Source organism: Halobacteriovorax sp. GFR8, assembly GCF_050955245.1.
In the GTDB taxonomy this organism is placed as follows: domain Bacteria; phylum Bdellovibrionota; class Bacteriovoracia; order Bacteriovoracales; family Bacteriovoracaceae; genus Halobacteriovorax_A.
On sequence record NZ_JBPBLR010000002.1, the window covers coordinates 2,688,967 to 2,703,229 of the forward strand.

At 38.0% G+C, this 14,263-nt stretch carries 20 protein-coding genes; 11 read left to right on the plus strand and 9 right to left on the minus strand.

Translation table 11 applies throughout. The annotated features are described in order from the left end of the window. The first annotated feature begins 6 nt into the window (after positions 1-6). The 3 genes from nrdR to ACRXC1_RS13480 are packed head-to-tail and all read left to right on the plus strand — an operon-like array spanning position 7 to position 1,422. The gene (gene nrdR, locus ACRXC1_RS13470; RefSeq protein ID WP_392858482.1) at positions 7-561 is read left to right on the plus strand and encodes a transcriptional regulator NrdR; all 555 of its coding nucleotides are present in this window, start codon (positions 7-9) and stop codon (positions 559-561) included. Then, complete coding sequence (gene nusB / locus ACRXC1_RS13475) at positions 536-1,015, plus strand: transcription antitermination factor NusB (protein ID WP_392858481.1); 480 nt, start codon at positions 536-538, stop codon at positions 1,013-1,015. Before nrdR ends, nusB begins: the two co-directional genes overlap by 26 nt. Positions 1,016-1,017: 2 nt before the next feature. Continuing rightward, entirely contained in the window at positions 1,018-1,422 is a 405-nt protein-coding gene (locus ACRXC1_RS13480) for a hypothetical protein (RefSeq protein WP_433659547.1), read from the plus strand. Here the strand turns inward: ACRXC1_RS13480 and ACRXC1_RS13485 are convergent. The 5 genes from ACRXC1_RS13485 to ACRXC1_RS13505 form a co-directional block, all read right to left on the minus strand. Then, positions 1,419-2,183: a HEAT repeat domain-containing protein gene (locus tag ACRXC1_RS13485; RefSeq protein ID WP_021268203.1), complete on the minus strand. Its 765-nt coding sequence runs from the start codon at positions 2,181-2,183 to the stop codon at positions 1,419-1,421. The two genes, ACRXC1_RS13480 and ACRXC1_RS13485, sit on opposite strands and share 4 nt — an antisense overlap. A gap of 44 nt (positions 2,184-2,227) precedes the next feature. After that, positions 2,228-3,268 (minus strand): hypothetical protein, encoded by a 1,041-nt coding sequence (locus ACRXC1_RS13490; protein WP_433659549.1) that lies wholly within the window; start codon positions 3,266-3,268, stop codon positions 2,228-2,230. Positions 3,269-3,383: 115 nt separating this feature from the next. Continuing rightward, positions 3,384-4,226, minus strand: a complete 843-nt coding sequence (locus tag ACRXC1_RS13495; protein ID WP_433659551.1) for an inositol monophosphatase family protein — start codon at positions 4,224-4,226, stop codon at positions 3,384-3,386. After that, complete coding sequence (locus tag ACRXC1_RS13500) at positions 4,210-4,422, minus strand: DNA gyrase inhibitor YacG (protein ID WP_392910330.1); 213 nt, start codon at positions 4,420-4,422, stop codon at positions 4,210-4,212. The genes ACRXC1_RS13495 and ACRXC1_RS13500 overlap by 17 nt, the downstream gene beginning before the upstream one ends. Then, positions 4,419-5,219 carry an aminotransferase class IV gene (locus ACRXC1_RS13505; RefSeq protein WP_433659554.1) on the minus strand — a complete coding sequence of 267 codons (801 nt, stop codon included), beginning with the start codon at positions 5,217-5,219 and terminating at the stop codon, positions 4,419-4,421. The genes ACRXC1_RS13500 and ACRXC1_RS13505 overlap by 4 nt, the downstream gene beginning before the upstream one ends. A 39-nt stretch (positions 5,220-5,258) precedes the next feature. On the opposite strand from ACRXC1_RS13505, the gene ACRXC1_RS13510 reads away from it, so the two are divergent. From ACRXC1_RS13510 to ACRXC1_RS13520, 3 genes are read left to right on the plus strand one after another with little or no spacing between them, the layout of a single operon-like run. Beyond that, positions 5,259-6,227, plus strand: a complete 969-nt coding sequence (locus ACRXC1_RS13510; protein ID WP_433659556.1) for an NAD(P)-binding domain-containing protein — start codon at positions 5,259-5,261, stop codon at positions 6,225-6,227. Next, positions 6,199-7,005 (plus strand): 3-methyl-2-oxobutanoate hydroxymethyltransferase, encoded by an 807-nt coding sequence (gene panB, locus ACRXC1_RS13515; protein WP_433659558.1) that lies wholly within the window; start codon positions 6,199-6,201, stop codon positions 7,003-7,005. The genes ACRXC1_RS13510 and panB overlap by 29 nt, the downstream gene beginning before the upstream one ends. Further along, entirely contained in the window at positions 6,986-7,633 is a 648-nt protein-coding gene (locus ACRXC1_RS13520; RefSeq protein ID WP_433659560.1) for a type III pantothenate kinase, read from the plus strand. Before panB ends, ACRXC1_RS13520 begins: the two co-directional genes overlap by 20 nt. Here the strand turns inward: ACRXC1_RS13520 and ACRXC1_RS13525 are convergent. Continuing rightward, complete coding sequence (locus ACRXC1_RS13525) at positions 7,611-7,835, minus strand: hypothetical protein (RefSeq protein WP_392910342.1); 225 nt, start codon at positions 7,833-7,835, stop codon at positions 7,611-7,613. The two genes, ACRXC1_RS13520 and ACRXC1_RS13525, sit on opposite strands and share 23 nt — an antisense overlap. A gap of 128 nt (positions 7,836-7,963) precedes the next feature. Between ACRXC1_RS13525 and coaBC the strand changes: the two genes are divergently transcribed. The 4 genes from coaBC to ACRXC1_RS13545 are packed head-to-tail and all read left to right on the plus strand — an operon-like array spanning position 7,964 to position 11,764. Continuing rightward, on the plus strand, positions 7,964-9,190 hold the full coding sequence (gene coaBC / locus ACRXC1_RS13530; protein ID WP_433659562.1) for a bifunctional phosphopantothenoylcysteine decarboxylase/phosphopantothenate--cysteine ligase CoaBC: 1,227 nt from the start codon (positions 7,964-7,966) through the stop codon (positions 9,188-9,190). After that, positions 9,187-10,056 (plus strand): pantoate--beta-alanine ligase, encoded by an 870-nt coding sequence (panC, locus tag ACRXC1_RS13535; RefSeq protein WP_433659564.1) that lies wholly within the window; start codon positions 9,187-9,189, stop codon positions 10,054-10,056. The genes coaBC and panC overlap by 4 nt, the downstream gene beginning before the upstream one ends. Beyond that, a complete protein-coding gene (gene hflX / locus ACRXC1_RS13540; protein WP_392910350.1) occupies positions 10,049-11,368 on the plus strand; it encodes a GTPase HflX in 1,320 nt (439 codons plus the stop codon). Before panC ends, hflX begins: the two co-directional genes overlap by 8 nt. Positions 11,369-11,410: 42 nt before the next feature. Beyond that, positions 11,411-11,764, plus strand: a complete 354-nt coding sequence (locus tag ACRXC1_RS13545) for a hypothetical protein (RefSeq protein WP_392910352.1) — start codon at positions 11,411-11,413, stop codon at positions 11,762-11,764. Positions 11,765-11,771: 7 nt separating this feature from the next. Here ACRXC1_RS13545 and ACRXC1_RS13550 read toward each other — a convergent pair whose 3' ends face one another. Then, a complete protein-coding gene (locus ACRXC1_RS13550; protein ID WP_392910354.1) occupies positions 11,772-12,044 on the minus strand; it encodes a peptidylprolyl isomerase in 273 nt (90 codons plus the stop codon). Between the two features lie 99 nt (positions 12,045-12,143). Further along, complete coding sequence (locus ACRXC1_RS13555; RefSeq protein WP_392858456.1) at positions 12,144-12,491, minus strand: hypothetical protein; 348 nt, start codon at positions 12,489-12,491, stop codon at positions 12,144-12,146. A 51-nt stretch (positions 12,492-12,542) separates the two neighbouring features. On the opposite strand from ACRXC1_RS13555, the gene ACRXC1_RS13560 reads away from it, so the two are divergent. Next, positions 12,543-12,833: a hypothetical protein gene (locus ACRXC1_RS13560; RefSeq protein WP_392858454.1), complete on the plus strand. Its 291-nt coding sequence runs from the start codon at positions 12,543-12,545 to the stop codon at positions 12,831-12,833. A 7-nt stretch (positions 12,834-12,840) separates the two neighbouring features. Here ACRXC1_RS13560 and ACRXC1_RS13565 read toward each other — a convergent pair whose 3' ends face one another. Continuing rightward, positions 12,841-13,701, minus strand: a complete 861-nt coding sequence (locus ACRXC1_RS13565; protein ID WP_433659568.1) for a type IV pilus modification PilV family protein — start codon at positions 13,699-13,701, stop codon at positions 12,841-12,843. Positions 13,702-14,263 lie beyond the last annotated feature (562 nt).

Below are 14,263 nucleotides of genomic sequence, written 5' to 3' on the forward strand. Positions count from 1 at the left end.
CAGAATATGCAATGCATTCATAATATGCTAGAAATAGATATGTATTGCCCAAGTTGCCAAACACCAAACACAAAAGTTATTGACTCGAGACACCTGTCCGACGGACTCGCTGTTCGTCGTCGTAGAGCATGTCTTAACTGTGACTTTCGTTATACGACTTATGAGAAGCTCCAGCTTCAAGTACCGGCACTTGTAAAGAACGATAAAAGACGTGAGCCTTATAACCGCGAAAAAATTTCGAAAGGGATCAATAAGGCCTGTCAAAAAAGACCTTTAACTACGGCACAAATCAACCGATTAATTGACGATGTCGAAATGACTCTCTCGCAAATGAACAATATTGAAGTTCCTGCTAAGATCGTTGGTGAAGTTGTTATGGAAAAGCTCTACGAGCTAGACCCTGTTGCCTACGTTAGATATGCTTCATTCTATTGGAACTTCAAAGATATTGATGGATTCATTGAGAGTTTACAAAAGAGCATTGGTCAATTTGGAAATTTAAAAGAAAAGTTTTTATTAAATAAGGATTCAACTAGTGAAAAACCAAGCATTCAACAATAAGTCAGCAGCACGTCGTTTTGCTTTTAAATTTATCTATAAATTATTTTTAAAGGACTTCAAAGCAGAACTTGAAGAGTACAAAAATGATATTGGAAAACTTAAGGCCGATATTGAAATGTTTGAAGAATCTTACATGAAAGAAGATGAAGAACACCATGATAATGATATCAATCCAAGTGTTCAAAACTTTGGTAACAAACTAATCACTGGTGTTATTAAAAACTTTCCAGAGATCAAGGAAACTGCTTCAACTTATATTCTAAAGAGAAGCTTTGACTCTGTTGATGCTATTGAAAGAGCAATTCTTTGTCTTGGTACTTACGAAATCAAATTTGAAGAAACTCCAAATAACGTAGCAATTAATGAGTACATCAATCTTGTTAAGAGTTATGGAAAAGAAGAATCAAAGAGCTTTGTAAACGGTATCCTAGATAAAATCAGTAAAGCACAATAATAATGGCACTAAAACACGAACTCTTCACATTGATAAATGAAAGAATTGGCGCAGTCATTTGCCTTTACGATCAACAACAAGAGAGTTCGTCCCAAATTCTTGAGGCCATGAACCACCTTGTTGATGGCACTCTAGAAGAAAGAATCTTAAAATCAAAGAATAAAGACCTAATTAAAGATGGGGCAAGTCACTTCTTCTTTTCGAAGAACTATGGTGAACAACTCAATATCATCTTTAGCTCAATCCCTAACACTCCATCACAAAATGAGTTAAAGCAATTTATCAGTGTCTTAGATGCTCAGAAAAAAACTCATATTGAGGAAAAAGAGATTGTCGTGATAAAACCAAAAGGACACGCCTTTAAGTTTCATCACCCATCATTTCAAATAAATCATTTTGAATACTAGCGAATAACAACAGTCGCTTGAGAGATCTTAGACCAGAAACGCTTCTTTTCTTTAAGATTACCATTTGGAGCTTTTCGACCAGTAATCTTCTCTAGAGTTTCAGAAATTTCTCTGTGGATATCAGAATACTTTTCTTTTTGGATCATTGATAAAAGAGGCTTCTTAGCTTTCTCAAATTTTAAATCCCCTATTGTTGTAATAATCTCTTTTACAATATGGGCCCTCTTAGTCGATTTAAGCTTTTCATTAATGTGATAATTTCTCTTATCATAGAGCATTGCCCAAATATTTGGAGCTAGATCAGTAAGGTTCATTCTCTTCACATTCTCCAGTGCTTGATAGCGAACAATAAGAGAATTATCCTTTAAAGACTGCTTATATACATCTTTATAATCTGTTTGATTTAATGCCAGAAGTGACTTTAGAGCGGCCATTCTCATGACCCAATTAGGATGCTTTGCAAACTTAGAAATAAAAGGAGCTGACTTTTTCCCCATAACTCTACCAAGTAAGAAAGTTGCCATCCAACGGTTTTTCTCTGGATACTTTTCATCTTTCATTACATTGATAAGCGCAGCAACAGACTTGCCTTTAAGCTTTAAAACTTGCTTCTTAAGCTTTTCCATATCAGCTGATTTTAAATTGTATTTGAATTGTCTTTCGAGCTTCTGTGTTAGCACCGCTTGATGGGCCTTATGATTTACAGCAGAGAACGAGTTAAAACTAACAATTAATGTTGCAATAAGAAGTAGTTTTTTCAAAAGACATCCTTGTCTAAGTTATTCTATTTTTTTAAAGATTAATTTTAACCAAGCATTTTTTCAAATTCGCTTAAAAGCTCTTCTGCCGATTTCTGATCTGCTGCTTCATTCTCAGGAGCTTTCTCCCCTGCAACTTCAGCTGCGGCCGGAGCTGGAGCTGGAGCCTCAGCTTCTTCAATTGGCTCAGGAGCTGCTTCCATTGTCGCTTCTTCAATTGGTTCTTCAAAGAACTCAGAAGCTTCGGCCATTAAGTTATCAGGTGCTGGCTCTGGAACCTCAACTGGTTCAGGAGCTTCAACAGGTGCTTCATCTGGAGCAACAACTTCTTCTGGTTCAGGAGAGAGATCAACTTCAGGTTCAGCATCAGGAGTTAAATCAACTTCAGGAGCTGGCTTAGACGGAGCTCCTCCACCTTCTGCTAATTGTGCCTTTAGTTGTTCGTTTTCTTGCTTAAATTTTCTAAGGTCAGCAAGATCACCTTCAATCATTTCATATTCTTTAAGTCTTGCCTGTAGCTCATCTCTTTCTGATGAAAGAGCAGATAATTCTGCACTACTATCGCCAGCAGATTCACTTGCTGCTTTCAATGTTTCGATTTGCGATTTAAGTTGGGCAATTTCAGAATTTAGGTTTGTTATGATTTGAGCAGAATCTGAATTATCTCCCGATTGCTCAACAGCACCCAGCTGTGCTTCAAGGTCTCTAATAAGAGAATCTTTATTTGCGATCTGTCCATTTAGTGCAGCAATTTCAGCATTCTTACTTGCTAACTGAGCTCCGTCAACATTACCCGTTGGTAAGCTTCCACCAGGAACAACAGAAGGAATCCCCTCTCCTGTCTCCAGTCCACCACCTCTAAATAGAGAAGATTTTAAAGCGTTTGAATTTTGAATAACTGAGTCGAGATAGCTTTTTAAAACATTCGCTGGAATTTGATGTTGTAACTCCTGCATACGTTTTCGTGTATAAAACCAATAAACGACGATGACACAAATTAAAAGTATAAGAATAGAGAATAAAATATAAAAAACGTTGTCGCTAACGTACATCATTTCTCTTGATAATCTCGTGATAGAATTCGTCACTTTTTAATCCTTTTAATATATAAACCTTTGATTATTTTAACATAATCAGCGCCATTTAAAAGATATGAAAAAATAGCAAAAATGAACCGATAATGTAGGAAATAAGTAGAGTCTTTTAGTCAGAGACCATTTCATTTAACTTCTCATAAAGCGGATTTCTGCCCACAATAATTGTCTTTGAGAAGATATTATGATCTCGATCATTATACTCAGTTACTTTAGCACCAGCTTCTGTACAAATAATTTTTCCAGCGGCCACATCCCAAGGAGCAAGCCCCTTCTCCCAGAAACCATCAAAAATCCCGCGAGCGACATAACACAGATCAATGGCCGCTGAACCAAGTCTGCGAACAGCAGATATATTAATCATGACTTTTTTAAATTTTTTGAACTCATCATTGAATGGTTTTCCCTTTTCAGTAGCAAAGCCAGTTGCCAATAGGAAGCCACGGTCTCTTGAACGTGTTTTCTTAAGTCGAGTTTTTTCTTTCCCCTTAATGAGATAGGCTCCATTGCCCTTAGTCGCGCAATAGAATTCCCCTTTTTCAGGAATATAAATCACACCAACAACTGGTTGTAGCTTGTAAGTTAGAGAAAGGCATACACAGTAGTGCTCTAATCCGTGGACAAAATTATTTGTTCCATCTAGTGGATCAATAACCCAAAGATAGTCACTATCTTGGTATTCCTTTAGGTGTTTATAATCACCTTGATACTTGTGGTAGAAGTCTTCTTCTGCCAGCACAGGAATATCTGCTCGAAGCTTATAGAGTTGATTAATAATATAGCCTTCAGATGCATGGTCAGCTGCAGAGACTGCTCCTTGAGCATCTTTGTAGCTAATCGAAAGATTTGAAAGATCTTTTTGAAAAGGTTTTAAAATTCTTCCGGCACCACGTGCGATTTTTATTAATTCGCCTTCTATGGCAATAAGTTCACTCTTAGTAATCTTCTTCATCCTGTCTCTTTTTAATGACGGCCTCTAAGTCAGAATCAGAAAGAGGCTCCTGACTAGCAACTGTATAATTCTCTGTAAGCCACATTCCTAAATCAACCATCTTACATTTTTCACTACAAAATGGGCGGAAATCACTTGAATAATAATTAAACTCTTTTGAGCATTCAGGACATTTAACCTTCAAAACTTTTGTCACCAAATTTCTCCGTAAAACTCATTAACTAAACTTTTAATCTCTGTATCTTCAGTATATGCTACTTCGTTGATAGTTGAAATATGCCTAATGCCATTAAATGAACTTGTTGTGAAACAACTATCAAACTCATGCAACTCGGCCGCATGAACGCGCATCTCTTTCAGGGGGCGTCCTAGCTTTTCTAACATGAATTTTACCCTCTCAAGAGAGATTCCATCAAGTACACCAAACTCTGCAACTGGAGTTATATAATCATCCCCTTTCTTGAGGATAATATTGGCCGTCGGAAGTTCCAATAGATAAGACTCTGGATCAAGTAGGAGGACATCATCATAGCCAAGTGCGAGACTCTCCCTTCTTAACTGAAATTGGTATTGGTAATTACTTCGCTTTAAAAAGTCGGGAAAATTTTGATCTGGATAATAGCAATGGGAATTCAACTTTAATGAACTTTTAAGCTGATCTTTTTCAACGGCCCATATCCAAAATTGTATTACTCCAGAGAGTTCTCGATAAAAAGTGATCCTAAGATAAGCATGAGGGATTGAGCTGAAATCACCAAGTATTTTTGCCGTGGCCAGCTGAACTTCATCAATTATTGAGTTATTAAAATCGTTAGGCCAACAATATTGAAATGACTTCTCCAATCTTTGACGATGCTGATCCCAAAAGATGGCCTTGCCACCTTTTACAAGAATTGTCGTAAAGAAAGAATTCCCCCAAAGATTTCCCTCATTAATTAATGCATCACGTGCAGTTAAACCTTTCTTAGAAAAATAGATTACTTCCTGTGCCATAACTTCCCTTATTGTTTCAATCCATGATATCTAATTTTTATGATGAAAAATAGTAGCGATAATATTTCTAATGATATTTTAATTATTGGTTTTGGCTCTCAAGCTAAGTCTTGGTCATTAAACCTTAGAGACTCTGGTAGAGAAGTTACTATCGGCCTACGCCAAAATAGTAGCTCAACTTCTTTAGCAAATAAAATGGGCCTGCCAACAATTGATATTACAAATAACAAAATTGCTAATTTCAAATTTATCATCATCCTTACACCAGATGATACCCATGAAGAAATCTTAACTTCTCTTCAATTCTCTGATACGAATTTTAAGCAAAGATTGGTTTACGGTCACGGCTATAGTGTCATGTACCAAGACCTACGAGCAAAGTTTCCTGCGTATGAGCACTTTCTTTTAGCGCCTAAGTCCATTGCAAGTGAGCTACGATTTGGTTATGAAACGAAGGCTCCCCTAACTGCAGTTGTAAACTGTGATGATGAAAGCCTCTTAAAGCTTGCAAAGGATCTGGGAATTAATGTTGGCCCAATCAAAAGTAGTTTTGAAGAAGAAACAATCTGTGATCTCTTTTCAGAGCAATCGATACTCTGCTCGGTTATTCCACAGGCAGCAAGACTGTCTTTTGAGACTCTTGTCAAAAAAGGTCACTCCCCTGAAATTGCCTATATCGAATGCTGGCATGAGGTAAAGCTCATTGCTGATGCCATGATAAAATTTGGCCCTACAGAGTTTATGAAGCTTATCTCCCCTAATGCCTTCATGGGAGGAGAAATGGCCAAGTCATTGATATTTGATAATGAATATCAGAACAAGCTCAATAAAATCTATAAAAATATCGAAAATGGCTCTTTTGCCCGTGAAATTCTTCATACCGATTTCCAAAAGCAGCTCTCTCAGGTTATAAGTGAGTGGAATAACTTAGATATCACCAAAGTTTACAATAGCTTTGGAAAGAAATTGGTTCATGGGAATGAAGAAGCTAACAACTCGAAAAATTAGAAAATCAAAACTTTCTGAAACAAGAAAATCACTTCAAGTTCTTACTTGCTATGATTATCAAACAGCTCAAATGTTAAACGAAACAGAACTTGATATGATTCTTGTAGGAGACAGTCTTGGAAATGTTGTTCTTGGCTACGATACGACAGTTCAAGTTAGCTTAACAGAAATGGCCATTTTTGGAGCAGCAGTAAGAAGAGGTGCACCAAATAAATTTGTGATTGTTGATATGCCCTTTGGTACTTATACAACTTTTGACAAGGCCCTTGAGAATGCTACGAAGCTCTTTCAAGACACTCAGGCAGAGGCCCTGAAGCTTGAAGGTGCCTATCCTCACCAACTCGATATTATCAAAAGATTAACTCAATCTGGTATTCCTGTGATGGGACATATTGGCCTAACTCCACAAAGTGTTCATGAGCAAGGTGGATACTATACTCACGGCAAAAATGACTCAGATAAGGCAAGACTTCTAGCAGAAGCAAAGCTTTTAGAAGAGGCCGGATGTTTTGCAATTGTTCTCGAATGTGTCACTGATGAGATTGCCACAATCATTACAAAAGAGCTTTCAATCCCGACAATTGGGATTGGTGCAGGAAAGAACACTGATGGACAAGTTCTTGTTATTAATGATCTTCTGAAAATGGGACCAGGAAAATATCCAAATTTTTGTACACCTATTGCTAACTTCTTTGATCAAAAGCTTAAGCTAATTAGTGAGTATATTCTAAAGAATAAGAACGTGGATGATACAGACGATGCAGACCTACACCATTGATAGTGGTAACACTTTTCTTAAAATTGGTGTTTTTCAAAGTGACACTCTTACAGATGTTAAGAAATTAAGCATTCGAAACTTTGATTTTACATTTAAAGAGAACTCTTCTGTCATCTATTCAAATGTTTCTAAAGAAATAACTCCACTTCTTCCAGCAAGTGCAATTAATGCAAACGACCTAATCAAAGATTTCAAAACATCTTATGATCCAAAAAAACTAGGAATTGATCGTAAAGTCATCTCTTACTTTCTGCAAAAGAAATTTCCAAATGAGAAGCTCCTTCTCGTTGATTTGGGAAGCTTTATCACATTTGATGAAATTACAAATGGAACTCATCTTGGTGGCCCCATTTTTCTAGGTTTAAATAATTACTTAAAGTCATATCCTAAATTTTCCGCCAATCTTCCCCTACTTAGCGAAATAGACTTAACAGACATGACCAATACAAAACAGGCCATTTCCCACGCGTACGCAGCCTATACAGAAATGATCATCCTTCAAGTAAGGAAATACAATCAACACAGAGTTATTTTAACGGGTGGAGATTCAGAGAAGCTGAAGGACCACGGTGAAATTCAGAACAACCTCATTCACCAAGCTCTATTTAACTTACAAAATTCTTTTTAAAATTAGCAGGAATTTCGATGGCACGATACTTCTTGCCATTAGATAGACGTAGCCAATAACCTTCCTTAACATCACCATCCATAACGATATTAATAGGCTTCATTGACACGATATGATCGTAATTTATGTAGATGAGTTCTAGCGTATCACCTAGTGCTTGTACGTCACGTTGTGAGATGATTGAGAACTTACCAAATTTCATAAACTTACCTTTGTTACTTATTACACGGGCCTTCCGAATACCTTCAGATATTTCAAATTCAATGGCCTAAATCCTTAAAAACATATATAAGATAGACACATAGTATTAACAACCAGAAAGTTAAATATATGAAAATATTAGTAGGTGTATGTGGCTCAGTTTCCGCTTACAAGTCAATTGAGTTTGTAAGAGGACTGGTAAAAAAGGGCCACGAGGTAAAGGTTATCTTAACAGGCGGAGCAACGAAATTTGTTCAGGCAGACCTCTACACTTACCTTGGTGCAGCCGAAGTTTACAGCGCTCAATCCGACTTTAGTGCCAGTGTAGAAACGAAGTCAGTGCTTCATATTGAATTGGCAAAATGGGCCGACTCACTTCATATCTACCCTGCGAGTGCCAATACTATTGCCAATCTTGCCATGGGGAAAGCTGATGATCTTCTAACCTCTGTCTTCTTAGCAGGATGGGATAAGTTTCAAACAGTAATTTATCCGGCCATGAATACGTCGATGTGGACTAATCCAATCACACAAGAAAATATTGATCTATTGGCCCGCCTAAATAAGCAAAGTAATGTCTTTATTTATCCACCAGCATCTGGTGAACTTGCATGTGGCGATGTCGGTGCAGGTAAAATCCCAGCAGTTGAAGAGGTCTTAGCAAATTTTGATGCCATTAATCCTTCAATTAATGAAACCTCAAAAAGAGTGGTTATTACAGCTGGTGCAACAGTTGCTCCTATTGATCCAGTTCGCTTCGTCACAAATCCTTCATCTGGAAAAACGGGTTATGAGATTGCAAAAGAATCACTTCGTCTAGGGAATCAAACTATAATCTTACTTGGGCAAAACTCTTGTCCAGAGTTTCAATACCTAAGAAGTCTTCCAGGAGTTAAGATTATTTCTGTTCGAACAACAGATGAAATGTATGAAGCAGTTCTTGCTCTTGAGAATCAATTTGATACTTATATCTCAACGGCCGCCATTAGTGATCTGAAGTTTAAAACAGCAGAAGGTAAGCTAAAAAAAGAGGCCCTTTCTTCAAGCCTTGAGTTTGAAAAGGCCCAGGATATTCTTGCACATGTTGTTGCCAATAAACTGGACCATCAAATAATCGTTGGCTTTGCTGCAGAGACAGATCTTTCAAAAGAAGTTTTAGAATCAAAATATAATCGCAAACCAACAAAGCTCCTAGTTGGAACACATGTCAATAGTGGCCTTTGTAAAACTGAGCGAAAAGGTTTCGGAAATAATGAAGCTAACTACACAATCCTTAACGATGGTGAAATTGCCTTTACTGGCGAGCTATCAAAAATCGAGTTAGCAAAAGAAATATTTAAAAGGATTAAAGCTTGAAGTTAATTCAAACGCGATCAGATTTAATTGCAACAATGAAGGAAGTGTCTCACGACTCACTTGGCCTTGTTGCAACAATGGGTAACTTACATGCGGGTCACATGAGCCTTCTGACAAGTGCACTTGAAACTTGTGAGAAAGTAGTTGTTACCATTTTCGTAAATCCAAAACAATTTGGAGAAAACGAAGACCTCGATAGCTACCCTCGTACACCAGAACAAGACCTTGAATTAATTAGAGAAACTGCTGGTAATCGTGTTAATGACATCGTGGTTTTTCTTCCAAAAGATAATAGTGAGGTCTACCCTGCGGGCTTTAATACGACAGTCTCAGTTGAAGGAATTACCCAGAAGCTATGCGGTCAGAGTCGCCCTACTCACTTCAGTGGTGTAACGACTGTAGTCTACCAACTCTTCACTTTAATTAAACCAAGTCAGGCCTTTTTTGGACAAAAAGACTACCAACAAGTTTGTGTCATTAGAAAAATGGCCCATGATTTAAACCTTGAAATTGATATTACAACCGTACCAATTAAGCGTGAAGAAAGTGGACTTGCCCTATCATCTCGTAATGGTTACTTAACAAAAGAAGAAAAAGAGTACGCTCTTCTTCTTCCTAATAAACTTAATGAATTAGAAAATCTTCTAATGAGAACTACTTGGGTTGATGCTCAAGCTCAGTTAAATGAAATCCTTGAAGAAACCCTTAAGGATTCTAATTGGGACTATCTTGAAATTCTTGATAGCGCCAATCTAGAAGATGTTGAATCAAATACAAAAGAAATTGTTATCGCAGGAGCTTACTTCGTAGGAAGTAAACCAACACGTCTTATCGATAACAGATTAGTGGAAATTACTTATGCTTGATAATGAATTTTTTATTTCACGTGAGGCAAAGGCCTCTCTCGTCTCATTAGTTTGTCCAAAGTTCAAAGAACATGCGACAGAAAAAGATACTCTTCGCTCACTTGGAGAGCTGAGAGAACTAATGCGCACACTCGATATTGAAACAGGTGAACAGTATATTCAAAATAAGAAAACTGTTGATCCGGGAACAATCCTTGGAACAGGTAAACTGGAAGAAATCGCAATGGATGCAAAAGCAGAAGGTTCTACTCTTCTAGTTTTTGACTGTGAGTTAACTTCTTCACAAATTAGAAATATTAAGAAGCTAACAGGAATGTCTGTAGTTGATCGTTGCCACATTATTCTTGAGATTTTCTCTGAGCATGCACGAACGAAAGAAGCGCGTATTCAAATTGAAATCTCACGTCTACAGTACATTCTTCCACGTCTTGCTGGTTTCTGGTCTCACCTCGGCCGTCAAAAAGGTGGTATTGGTGTTCGCGGTGGTGAAGGAGAGCAACAGATTGAGCTCGACCGTCGTATCATTCGTGAGCGTATTGAGTTCTATAAAAAAGAACTTAAAGAAGTTGAAAAGTCTCGTATTGAGCAAAAGAAGAAACGTTCAAAGAAAGCAATTACAACGGCACTCGTTGGCTATACAAATGCTGGAAAGTCATCTCTTATGAATCGTCTGTGCCGAGTTAATGTACTTGAAGAAGATAAGTTATTCGCAACTCTTGATTCAACATTTAGAATGCTAAACCCAGATACAAAACCACCGATGATTCTCATTGATACGGTAGGTTTCTTATCGAACCTCCCTAACACTCTAATTGATGGTTTCAAGACAACTCTTGAATCAGCACTTGAGGCTGACCTACTCATTATAGCTTGTGATATCAGTGACCCTAATTATGAGAAGCACCTTGAAGTAACAAATAACGTACTTGATGAACTAGGCCTAAGTGATAAAGAGCGCTTTATCGTCTTTAACAAGAAAGACAAATTAAATGATAAGATCACTGAAACAATTATAAAGAGAAAGCACCCTAATAGCTTTGTGATCTCAAGTTTTAATACTGAAGAAATTGATGAGTTACGTGAGTATATTGTTAACTTCTTTTTAGAGAAACAAAATAATTACGATCTCTTTATTCCATATGATGCAGGAGCGGCCCACTCAATCGTCGTTTCAAAAACTAACGTTATTAGAACAAGTAATCACGAAAAAGGGATCTACTATCAAGTAAGAGTACCTGACTTTATTTATAACCCATTAGGGTTACAAAAGTTTGAACTAGGGCCTCATGATCCCCTTCTAGACGAAGTCTAAGTAAAAAACTAAATATAAATTTTACTATTCCGAAGAGCGAGTATGAACAAAATCATACTCGCACTAATTTTATCTATGTTATCTTGGTCTGCTCTTGCAGGTGTAAAAACGATCGAGGTTGAATCTTATTTTAAAACAGATATGGACTTCATGTTTTCCATCAAAAATAAGAACTACGATAAAGTCATTCTAGACTGCCAAGGGTTTATCAACGGATTAAATCTTTATAGCTCTCGCGGACATGATATTTTTACACTTCCAGGTTATGGGCATTGCATGGCCATTCATAATGAAATTATTAAGAATATCAAAAATGAAAAAAAATCTTGCTTGGTCTTAAATGATAAGGAAGGACAAATAGTCGTTCTGGACAACAAGTGCCCAGAACAAAAATAAAAGACGCTTAAGAAATTCTCTTAATTAGGTGGTAACCAAATTGCGTGCGAACGACTGGAGAAAGCTCTCCAACTTCTAGAGCAAATGCCGCCTTTTCAAATGGTGCCACCATCATTCCTTTACCAAACTCACCAAGATCTCCACCTTGCTGACCAGAAGGACAATTTGAAAAGTCTTTTGCAAGCTCTTCAAAAGTTTTTCCATCTTCTAATTTCTTTAATAAATCTTTCGCTTCATACTCTTGATCAACAAGAATGTGAGCACAACGAATCTTAGACATAGTTTTTCCTTTGAATATATTTTTTAAGAATGAAATCGCCAATAGTATGTTCCTATGATTACAAGAAGTATGATGGCCAGGCCAAGATACATGTATAACTCATCCCTCTCCATTGAAATCTCCACAAATTCGATCTAGATTTGAAAGAAGATTTGCAATATCTAGAGGTGCCTCAATAACACGTTGAGCACCCTCTTCTCCCTTTGTCACAAGCTGAACCACAGGAATATTCTGACAGAATTCTGATTCGATTTTCCCTATTGTATCGGCCGTAATTGTTGAAAGGTCCACGAGAATGACTTCAGGCACAATATCTCTAATAAAGTGAAAGGCCTCTTCTTCATTAGAAAGAGTGAAGAAATCTCCGCCAACTTCCTTACCTAACGCCTCGATAGCTGTGATCATCATTTGGTTATTAGACAAAAAGAATAGTTTTTTAATTTTCACGATTAAGCCTTCGTATGTTACATTTAATCAATAAGTGTAATGGGAGTCCACATGTCTAGCCGCATTAAAATTATTGATAACCTATCCAATTCTACCTTATATGAGTTTTCAATGGAAGACGCAGATCGTGCATATCAAAAATCGGAAGAGCTAGAAGAGATGGGACTTGATATCAAGCTAGTTATCCCTTCTGTATCACAGACACTTATCGAATCCCTTGGTGCCTCAAGTGAAACAATTGAGAAATTAAAAGAAATGATGGATGAAGAAATTGCCTCTCATATCAACGAAGAAGATGGTGGTTGTTCAATTTGTCTTCCCGATGGAAAGATCCACCAATAAAGACTATCTAAAACTCTTCATTTAGAAGTTTTTCCATCTTCTTAGTGCTTTCCTGCAGAGACTTAAGAGATTCCATTGCCTTTTTTAGCTCAGGATTATTATCCACGGCCTTGTTAATATCTTCTTGTGATATTGCCTGCCCTGTTTTTTGAGCGGCCTCATTAACTGAGTCTTCAAACGCTTTATTATAATCACTCTTCGTCGACAATTCATTATTTGCGGACTCTTGCTTAGATGTTCCGGCATCAGTAGTCCCCTCATTATTAGGCCCTGAGGCGGAATTAGACTTAGCAGTTTCAGAAGAGCTTGAAGATGTATTCATAAATGGAATCCTAGGAAGATATAGCCCTCCAAGAACTCCACAATCTTCAACTCGATTTGAGTCATTAACAAAGAGATCAACTTCAAAGCGTTTAATAATAGTTTTGCCACCATATGCATTATCATTCATACGACTTAGTTCAAGATTTAACTTAAGCTCTGCACGATGGAAATCCTGGCCCTCAATTTTATTCACGTAGAAGTTTGTAATATACATTGAAGAAAGAACGAAATTCGTTCCGTTTACTTTATCCCCTATTGTGTACTTGGCCTTACCATCAGGCCTTACAATCTCATCCAAGATAAGATCGTTCTCTAGCTTACCAAGCTTCCCTAGTGATCTCTTACAGATCCCAGGTTTTCCCATATATGCCTTAATAGCATTGGCATAATTATTTAACTCTGTTTGATTGATGGCCGTTTTTGTCGACTTCATCTGAGTCTTCATAAAGCGCGCGAAACCTAGCGCAATGATGGCCAAGAGACCTGCGGCCATAACAATTTCAAGCAGGGTAAAACCAGAGTTATTTTTAGTGAATTTATGCATAAATATATTTTAAGGGAAGTTGGGATTTAAAGAAAGAATGAATATTAGTCTGTTTTAGAGGTGTGGTTTCAGGGGGTTGGACGATAATCACTTCGTGATTGCGTGGGCCGGGCCCTCTTTTGGAGCTTTTCGCGGGTGGCTTCGCCTGCGTGGGTTGGTTTTCGCGATCGGCTTCGCCTGCGCGGGTTGGTTTTCGCGATCGGCTGCGCCTGCGCGGGTTTCTTTCCGCGATCGGCTGCGCCTGCGCGGGTTGGTTTTCGCGATTGGCTTCGCCTACGCGGGTTGGTTTTCGCGATTGGCTTCGCCTACGCGGGTGACTTTTCGCGATCGGCTGCGCCTACGCGGGTTGGTTTTCGCGATCGGCTGCGCCTACGCGGGTGGGTTTTCGCGATCGGCTTCGCCTGCGCGGGTGGGTTTTCGCGATCGGCTGCGCCTACGCGGGTGGGTTCCGCGATCGGCTGCGCCTGCGCGGGTTGGTAATAAAAAAGGCCACCTTTCGGTGGCCTCATGTATCTTTTTATTTAAGATATTTTATTTGTAATCACTTCGTGATTACTTGCTC

Coding starts and splice junctions, on each gene's coding strand:
- nrdR (WP_392858482.1), top strand. CDS start 7: ATGCAATGCATTCATAATATGCTAGAAATAGATATGTATTGCCCAAGT.
- ACRXC1_RS13480 (WP_433659547.1), top strand. CDS start 1,018: ATGGCACTAAAACACGAACTCTTCACATTGATAAATGAAAGAATTGGC.
- ACRXC1_RS13495 (WP_433659551.1), bottom strand. CDS start 4,226: ATGAAGAAGATTACTAAGAGTGAACTTATTGCCATAGAAGGCGAATTA.
- ACRXC1_RS13505 (WP_433659554.1), bottom strand. CDS start 5,219: ATGGCACAGGAAGTAATCTATTTTTCTAAGAAAGGTTTAACTGCACGT.
- ACRXC1_RS13510 (WP_433659556.1), top strand. CDS start 5,259: ATGATGAAAAATAGTAGCGATAATATTTCTAATGATATTTTAATTATT.
- panB (WP_433659558.1), top strand. CDS start 6,199: ATGAAGAAGCTAACAACTCGAAAAATTAGAAAATCAAAACTTTCTGAA.
- ACRXC1_RS13520 (WP_433659560.1), top strand. CDS start 6,986: ATGCAGACCTACACCATTGATAGTGGTAACACTTTTCTTAAAATTGGT.
- ACRXC1_RS13525 (WP_392910342.1), bottom strand. CDS start 7,835: ATGAAATTTGGTAAGTTCTCAATCATCTCACAACGTGACGTACAAGCA.
- coaBC (WP_433659562.1), top strand. CDS start 7,964: ATGAAAATATTAGTAGGTGTATGTGGCTCAGTTTCCGCTTACAAGTCA.
- hflX (WP_392910350.1), top strand. CDS start 10,049: ATGCTTGATAATGAATTTTTTATTTCACGTGAGGCAAAGGCCTCTCTC.
- ACRXC1_RS13545 (WP_392910352.1), top strand. CDS start 11,411: ATGAACAAAATCATACTCGCACTAATTTTATCTATGTTATCTTGGTCT.
- ACRXC1_RS13550 (WP_392910354.1), bottom strand. CDS start 12,044: ATGTCTAAGATTCGTTGTGCTCACATTCTTGTTGATCAAGAGTATGAA.
- ACRXC1_RS13560 (WP_392858454.1), top strand. CDS start 12,543: ATGTCTAGCCGCATTAAAATTATTGATAACCTATCCAATTCTACCTTA.
- ACRXC1_RS13565 (WP_433659568.1), bottom strand. CDS start 13,701: ATGCATAAATTCACTAAAAATAACTCTGGTTTTACCCTGCTTGAAATT.